Annotated in this window: 5 protein-coding genes; all 5 read right to left on the bottom strand. The window is 59.0% G+C overall.

Going from position 1 to position 7,222, the window contains the following annotated elements:
* Positions 1 to 136 precede the first annotated feature (136 nt).
* Genes ACR0L4_RS09180 through ACR0L4_RS09160 form a run of 5 tightly spaced genes read right to left on the bottom strand, consistent with a single transcriptional unit; the run spans position 137 to position 7,094 of the window.
* The gene (locus ACR0L4_RS09180; protein WP_480512339.1) at positions 137 to 2,767 is read right to left on the bottom strand and encodes a phosphoenolpyruvate carboxylase; all 2,631 of its coding nucleotides are present in this window, start codon (positions 2,765 to 2,767) and stop codon (positions 137 to 139) included.
* Entirely contained in the window at positions 2,767 to 3,738 is a 972-nt protein-coding gene (locus ACR0L4_RS09175) for a 2-hydroxyacid dehydrogenase (RefSeq protein WP_480512357.1), read from the bottom strand. Before ACR0L4_RS09175 ends, ACR0L4_RS09180 begins: the two co-directional genes overlap by 1 nt.
* The gene (sucD, locus tag ACR0L4_RS09170; protein WP_170712916.1) at positions 3,738 to 4,628 is read right to left on the bottom strand and encodes a succinate--CoA ligase subunit alpha; all 891 of its coding nucleotides are present in this window, start codon (positions 4,626 to 4,628) and stop codon (positions 3,738 to 3,740) included. The genes ACR0L4_RS09175 and sucD overlap by 1 nt, the downstream gene beginning before the upstream one ends.
* Positions 4,628 to 5,824, bottom strand: a complete 1,197-nt coding sequence (locus tag ACR0L4_RS09165) for a malate--CoA ligase subunit beta (protein ID WP_170754933.1) — start codon at positions 5,822 to 5,824, stop codon at positions 4,628 to 4,630. The genes sucD and ACR0L4_RS09165 overlap by 1 nt, the downstream gene beginning before the upstream one ends.
* 28 nt (positions 5,825 to 5,852) lie before the next feature.
* Entirely contained in the window at positions 5,853 to 7,094 is a 1,242-nt protein-coding gene (locus ACR0L4_RS09160; RefSeq protein ID WP_480512336.1) for an aminotransferase class V-fold PLP-dependent enzyme, read from the bottom strand.
* Between the last annotated feature and the right edge of the window lie 128 nt (positions 7,095 to 7,222).

Genomic DNA, 7,222 nt, shown 5'->3' with positions numbered 1-7,222 from the left:
GCTCGATCTCATCGCGCTGACGGCCCAGTTCGGACGTGATCGAGCCGAACAACTCAGCGTCGCGGTCAGATAGGGACTGGGTGAAAAAACCTTGGGTTCGTTGCGGGGCGTTCACTTTGAAACCTCCAAAAAAGAGCTAGCCGGTCCAGCCGAGGCCAGCGGAAATGGCGTTCATGGATTGCAGTAAGGGCACGGGAACCGACCCTGTCTGCGGTTCATTTCGGGCGTGTTGCAACAGTTCGACTTGCAACGCGTGAATGCGGGCCAACTCGGCCCGTTTGCGATCGAACCGCTCGCACAACCGGGGAAAGCGGTGACCGATGGTTTGACCGCCGGTCAGAAACTGCACAGCACTGCAGGCGCTATCGAATTCGGTTTTGATTGCCTGTGAGATGCGTTGGCGGGTCCCTTCATCTTGGACCAATTCACCGTATTGCGCGGCGATACCCATATCCGCCTGATACAGCGATTTTTCCATCTCATCGACGGCAAGGCGGAACAGACGGGAGTGCTGAAACATGTCCTGCAGAACTTCATCACCGCGTGCGCCACGGAACTTGCGAAAGCTGGTCATGGCGGCGCCGATCCCGTACCAACCGGTGATCAAGTGGCGGTTTTGCGACCATGCAAAGACCCATGGAATCGCCCTCAGGTCCTCCAGACTGGCTGCGCCGAACCGGCGGGTCGGGCGCGAGCCGATTTTCAGTCGGGCAAGTTCTTCAACCGGGCTGGCCTGTTGGAAGTAATCCAGGAATCCAGGCATCTGCAGGAGCGAGACATAGGCCGTCTGCGACAGTTCCGACAAGGCATCCAACGCATCGTCAAATTCGCTCCGTGACGGGGCTTCGCCTGGGTTGGCGGTATGACGCAGCGTGCTTGAGAGCAGCAATTCCAGATGTGCCGCAGCCGTTCCGCGATTTGCGTATCTGGTCGAAACAACCTCGCCCTGTTCCGTCACGCGCAGTCGTCCAGCAATTGTGCCACTTGGTTGCGCGGCGATAGCGCGCCCGGTGGGTGCGCCGCCCCGGCTGACCGAGCCGCCGCGACCATGGAAAAAAGTGGCCTTGAAGCCTTGCGATGCCAAAGCCGTGACAATCCTGCGTTGCGCGCGCTCCAACTCCCAGGTTGAACAGAAATAGCCGCCATCCTTGCCGCTGTCTGAGTAGCCCAGCATCACCTCGATCACTTTGCCGTCGGTCTTGAGGCTTCGGCGCGCAAGCGGAACTTCCAGAACGTCCAGCAGGATTGCCGGGGCATTGCGCAGGTCGGCAATCGTTTCGAACAGGGGGACCACTGAAATATCCAAGGTCTCGGACCCGAACCCGGCATAGCGCGCCAGAAGGTAGATGCCGAGGATATCATCGGCGGAACGGGTCATGGACAGGATGAATGGCCCGATGGCCCTAGGGTCCGGTCCCGAACGGACGCTGTACACCAGCACCAGAAGAGAAAGCAGTTCCTGCGCCTGATCGCTGAGCGTTTCGCGGTTTTGATAGGGCAGGTTCTGATCTGCCAGTTCAGCTCGCAAACGCGCAGACCATTCCGGCGTACCATATTCCGGAGCCTGCCCGGTTTGCGCCCAAATTTCGGCCAGAACGTCGGTTGTGACGGTCGAATTCTGTCGAATGTCGAGGGTTGTGGTTCGAAACCCGAAAACCGATGCAGCCCGGCGTAGGGGACGGATATGCCGCCGCGCCAGAATATCGGCGTTGACCGCAAACAAAGCGGCATCAAGCACGTCAAGGTCGGTCACGAATTGTGAGATGTGATCATAGCTGCCATCTGTCAGCCGGTGTCGAATGGCATTCAGAGCTTGCCGGAACGGCTCGTTCCGATTGCGGCCAGCGTCCGGAGCCCGGTCGACAATATCTTGTACACGCTTCCCGTGGGGCTCGGGCAGCGGCAATATGAGGGCACTGATGCTCAACCTGCCTGCCGCCTGATCAAGCGCCTGACAATAAAGATCCAGAACCGTTTCGCGCCCGCGGCTCAGGGCCAGTGCCGTCATCTCTGCTGTGACATTCGGATTGCCGTCCCGGTCTCCTCCGATCCAACTGTGAAAGCGAATATCAGGCGTTTCGCTCAATGTTTGGCCCAGCACATGCAGGCAGGCCTGATCAAACCGATCCATGACCTGCGGGACCGCGTCAAAGATTGCATCCCGAAAAAATTGCAATCCCCACTCGATCTCGTCCTGCAAACTTGGACGCGACAGGCGAAGTTCACCCGTCAGCCATAATAGATCGATCTCACCCTCAAGATCATTCAGCAATTCGGCGCGTTCGGTTGGGGTCCAGCGTTGCGTTTCAAGACTGACAAGATTTCGGTAGATCCGCCGATGAATCTCCAAGACTGTGACCCGCTTGGCCTCGGTCGGATGTGCGGTCAGGGTGGGACCGGCACACAGGTCAGCCGTCAGCTTTTTCGCCTGGCTGTCCGTCAGGGACAGGTCAGACAACACTTGGGCAAATCCACCCTCAACCGCTTCCGCCCCGCTTTGGGTCTCGCTCAAACGACGGTCACGGACTTCGGCGTTTTCATCAATGATGCGCAACAATTGGAACCAGATCGACTGGGCCTGCAAATACGGCGTCGCTTCGGGCCCGGAGGGGATAGGAGGCAGCGGTGTGGCCTCGGCCCACATCGCCACATGTGGTGCCCGTTTCAGCAAAATGTTCCGCCACAACACGCGCAATTCCGAGCGCAACCCTTCGGCATAGGTCGAAGGGTCCGGGCTGGACTGAATATTCCGGGCCAGCGCTTGCATCAGATCACCTGGTCTCGTGGGGCTCGGCCTGCAAAGAAGTCGCTGAGGTTGTCGAGCACCCGAAACCCCATTGCCTCGCGGGCCTCGCGTGTCGCACTGCCAAGATGCGGCAGCATCACCAGGTTGTCGCATTGCACAAGCTCGGGATTGATCCGAGGTTCGCCGTCAAACACATCCAGAGCGGCGCCGCCGATCATGTCGAACGACAAGGACTGAATCAGCGCGCGTTCATCGATGACCTCACCACGAGCGGTGTTGATCAGGAAGGCGTCGGGCTTCATCAGATCAAGGCGGCGTGCGTTGATCAGGTGCCGGTTGGCCGCGCCCCCCGGACAGTGCAGCGAGACGAAATCGCATTGCGGCAGCAACACGTCCACCGATTCAACCTGTGTTGCGTTGCACTGTTTCAGAACATCCGGCGCAATACGGCTGCGGTTTTGAACCAGGATCTTCATGCCAAACCCGTGATGGGCGCGGCGGGCCATTTCCTGTCCGATGCGGCCAAAGCCGATGATGCCCAGCGTTTTGCCACTGACTTTGGTTCCGACAAGGTGGGTCGGACGCCAACCGGACCAGTTGCCTGCGCGCAGCTCACGTTCGCCTTCGCCGGCGCGGCGAGCAACCATCAGCAGCAATGTCATGGCAAGATCGGCCGTGCATTCGGAGAGCACGTCGGGCGTATTTGTGACTGTCATCCCAAGATTGCGCGCTGATGGTTCGCAGATATGGCTGTACCCAACGCCATAGTTGGCAAGGATTTTGGTCTGAGCCGCAGGCACATCCAGCGCTTCGGCGCTGAGCGTATCGGTGACCGTGGGCAGAACCGCGTCATAGCGTTTCAACGCATCGCGGATGTCGGCCGGGGACATGGGTTTGTCCCCGGTGTTCAGTACGGTGTCGTAACTCTCGGTCAACTGCGCTTCGACTGCAGCTGGCCAACGACGGGTGACAAGAACCGAAGGCTTGACCATCACGCAGCCTTTCCCATGACGCGGGCGATGGTCTCGCCGATGACGGCAGGATTTTCGGCAACCGTTACTCCGGCGGCTGACAGAATTTCGACCTTCTCGCTGGCACTTTCACCGAAGGCCGAGATGATCGCACCGGCGTGGCCCATTGTCCGGCCCTTTGGCGCGGTCAGACCGGCAACATAGGCAATCACGGGTTTTGTGATGTGGTCGCGGATGTATTCCGCCGCCTCAGCCTCTTGCGGCCCCCCGATCTCGCCGATCATGGCGATAACCTCGGTATCCTCATCCCATTCAAAACGCTCGAGAATGTCGCGGAACGAGGATCCATTGATCGGATCACCGCCGATACCAACACTGGTCGAAACACCGATGCCGCGCTCTTTCAACTGGGCCGCAGCCTCATACCCAAGCGTTCCCGAGCGGCCGATGATGCCGACATTGCCGGGCAGGTAGATGTGGCCGGGCATGATACCCAACAGCGCCTTGCCGGGGCTGATCGTTCCGGCACAGTTCGGGCCGGTCAGCACCATGCGTTTGTCCTTGGGATAGCGATACATGTACCGCTTGACCCGGATCATGTCCTGTGCCGGGATGCCGTCGGTGATACAGACGCAATAGCGGATACCTGCATCTGCGGCCTCCATGATCGAATCCGCCGCAAATGGGGGCGGGACAAACACAAGGCTTGCATCTGCGCCGGTGGCTTCGACGGCCTGTTTCACGGTATCGAATACGGGCACGCCTTCAACAGTTTCGCCCCCTTTGCCGGGGACAACGCCGCCGACGACATTGGTGCCGTATTCCAACATATCCTTGGTGTGAAAGCGCGCCATGCGCCCGGTGATGCCCTGAACGATTACGCGGGAGTCGCGGTCGAGAAGAATGCTCATTACACAGCCCTCACCTTGGTGTTTTGGATAAGATCACTCTGCCATGCGCCCACCGCCCGTTCAGCGGCTTCCATTAGCGTTGTGGCGCGGATGATTGGCAGACCGGACTTGGCAAGTATCTTCTGGCCTTCTTCGACATTCGTCCCTGCAAGGCGCACAATAACGGGGATGTCGATGTCCAGCTCGCGCAGCGCCTGCACGACGCCTTCGGCGACCCAGTCGCAGCGATTGATGCCGGCAAAGATGTTGACCAACACCGCCTGAACGTTCTTATCGGACAGAACCAGCCGGAAGGCCTTGGCCACACGTTCCGGCGAGGCCCCCCCACCAATGTCGAGGAAGTTCGCGGGCTCACCCCCCGCCAGTTTGATCGTGTCCATTGTGGCCATGGCCAGACCGGCACCGTTCACGATGCAGCCGATGTTGCCTTCGAGGCCGACGTAAGACAGCCCCCGGTCCGCCGCACGGCTTTCACGCGGGTCTTCCTGGCTTTTGTCGCGCAGTTCGGAAATCTGAGGATGACGGAACAGGGCGTTGTCATCAAAGCTCATCTTGGCGTCCAGCGCCAAAACACGATCATCCCCGGTGACGACCAAAGGGTTGATCTCGACCATGGTCGCATCCAGTTCGCTGAAGGCAGCATAGCACCCCTGCAACGTCCGGACCATTTGCTGAACCAGACGGGGTTCAATTCCCAGATTAAATGCGACCTCGCGTGCCTGAAACTCCTGCAGACCAACAGCGGGCTCGACGATTGAACGCACGATGCTATCGGGGCGTTCGGCCGAGATTTCCTCGATCTCCATTCCACCTTCCGAGGATGCAACGATCATCACCCGCTGGCTGGACCGGTCCAGCACAAAGCCCAGATAGATCTCGCGATCAATTGGCACGGCGGATTCGACATAGACCCGATAGATGCCTTTGCCTTCCGGCCCGGTCTGATGGGTCACCAGCTTACGGCCGAACATCTCGTCGCAGGCCGCGTGGATTTCGTTCTCGCTGTTGCACAGCTTGACACCGCCCGCCTTGCCGCGGCCTCCTGCATGGACCTGCGCTTTGACAATCCACTTCTCACCGCCAAGCTCTCGGGCGCGATAGGCAGCCTGTTCCGGGCTATAAGCCAACGCGCCGGATGGTATGGCGACACCAAAGTTCGAAAGAACCTCTTTCGCCTGGTACTCATGAATATCCATCTGCATTCCTCCCGTTTATGCAGTGCGTTCAAGCAGCGATCGACGTGCCGTAACGGCTTTCGAGCAGCGCCTCGATCTCTTCGAAATCGACGGTGGCCCCTAGTTCCTGCATGGCTTCAGCAAACAGACGGACAATCTGACTGATCGCCTGGCGATTGAGCTGATTGAGGATGCCGATCCGGACCTGCACCGGTGCGCTGAGCGTCGGCCAGATGCCAAACCCACGCGCCCTGCAATTCTGGACCAGCTCCATCTCGCGACCAGCCAATTCCGGCGGTAGATTGAGGACCAGAAGACTGGGCATGTCGGATGTCACTTCGCAGCCCATTGCGGTGACGGCGTCACGCAACACCTTTTCATGCGTTCTGTACGACCCCGACCGCTTTGCCAGACCTTCCGTCAGTGTCAGACGAAGAGATTCGTGGAACGCGGCCACAGCATAACCGGAATGGGTCCGGTGATACGTGCCCTTCTCGACATCCTGACCATCGACGATGCCCCAATGGCGGGCCTCGAAAATGGGATTGTGGACATAACTGTAGGCACCGGTTGATTTCAGGCTGTCGATATACACTTCGGAAAAGCTCACTGGCGCGTAGGTCAATGGCAGACAGCACAGACCCTTCTGTGGGCAAGATGCCCAGCCGGCGATGCCCGGATAGTCATCAATCCGGAAATCTTCCACACCCAGGGATGAAACGGCGTCGATCAGTCCCATTGCGCCGTGGCGTTCGCAGGCATCCGAAAACCCGGGCAGATCATTGATGCAACCTGAACCGGTTTCCCAATGGGCCATGAATGCCCACTTTGGTTTGTGCTGGGCCAGAGCGGCCTCGACCATTTCGCCGGTGACGGACTGACCATGCGGTACGTCGATCACGGTGACACTGGCGGCCTGCGGATCAAGAGGGTTTGCAGCGTGTTCTTCCGACGTAGCCGCCTTGATCCTAAGGGTCAGTGTGTCGATGCCGGAAAAGGTGCCATTGTTGAAAGCAACAACCTTGTCGCCGGGCATGACAGCCGAGAACATTGTGTCCAAAGCGCTCCACCCTGTGCCCGCGACCGCAAATGTATACGTATTTGAGGTGCCCCAGATCTGGCGCAGCATGTGCTTGCATTCAACCATACCGCGCAACACGTCGCCCTGCATGTGATCCGCGACGCCAGCGCTGGAAAAGGCCTGAAGAACGCGCGCATCGGTGTTGCCCGGCCCGGGTCCAGCGGCCAGAGTCTCGGGAATCTCGAGCGTGGGAAAAATCTGGATTGTCATCTTGTGTCATCCTCGGCTGTTGGTTGGGTAGATCACCCATCCTGTTCTGTTGCCGTAGAGGAAACGCGGACTTGCCTCGTTACGCAACGTAACTTACTACTGCTTTAGGACTTCTAATAGAATGGTAA

Source organism: Ruegeria sp. AB5 (assembly GCF_056542645.1).
Note: the sequence above shows the minus strand (reverse complement) of the source record. Positions and strands in the feature narration are given on the sequence as shown.

Coding starts and splice junctions, on each gene's coding strand:
- ACR0L4_RS09180 (WP_480512339.1), bottom strand. CDS start 2,767: ATGCAAGCGCTGGCCCGGAATATTCAGTCCAGCCCGGACCCTTCGACC.
- ACR0L4_RS09165 (WP_170754933.1), bottom strand. CDS start 5,824: ATGGATATTCATGAGTACCAGGCGAAAGAGGTTCTTTCGAACTTTGGT.
- ACR0L4_RS09160 (WP_480512336.1), bottom strand. CDS start 7,094: ATGACAATCCAGATTTTTCCCACGCTCGAGATTCCCGAGACTCTGGCC.
- sucD (WP_170712916.1), bottom strand. CDS start 4,628: ATGAGCATTCTTCTCGACCGCGACTCCCGCGTAATCGTTCAGGGCATC.
- ACR0L4_RS09175 (WP_480512357.1), bottom strand. CDS start 3,738: ATGGTCAAGCCTTCGGTTCTTGTCACCCGTCGTTGGCCAGCTGCAGTC.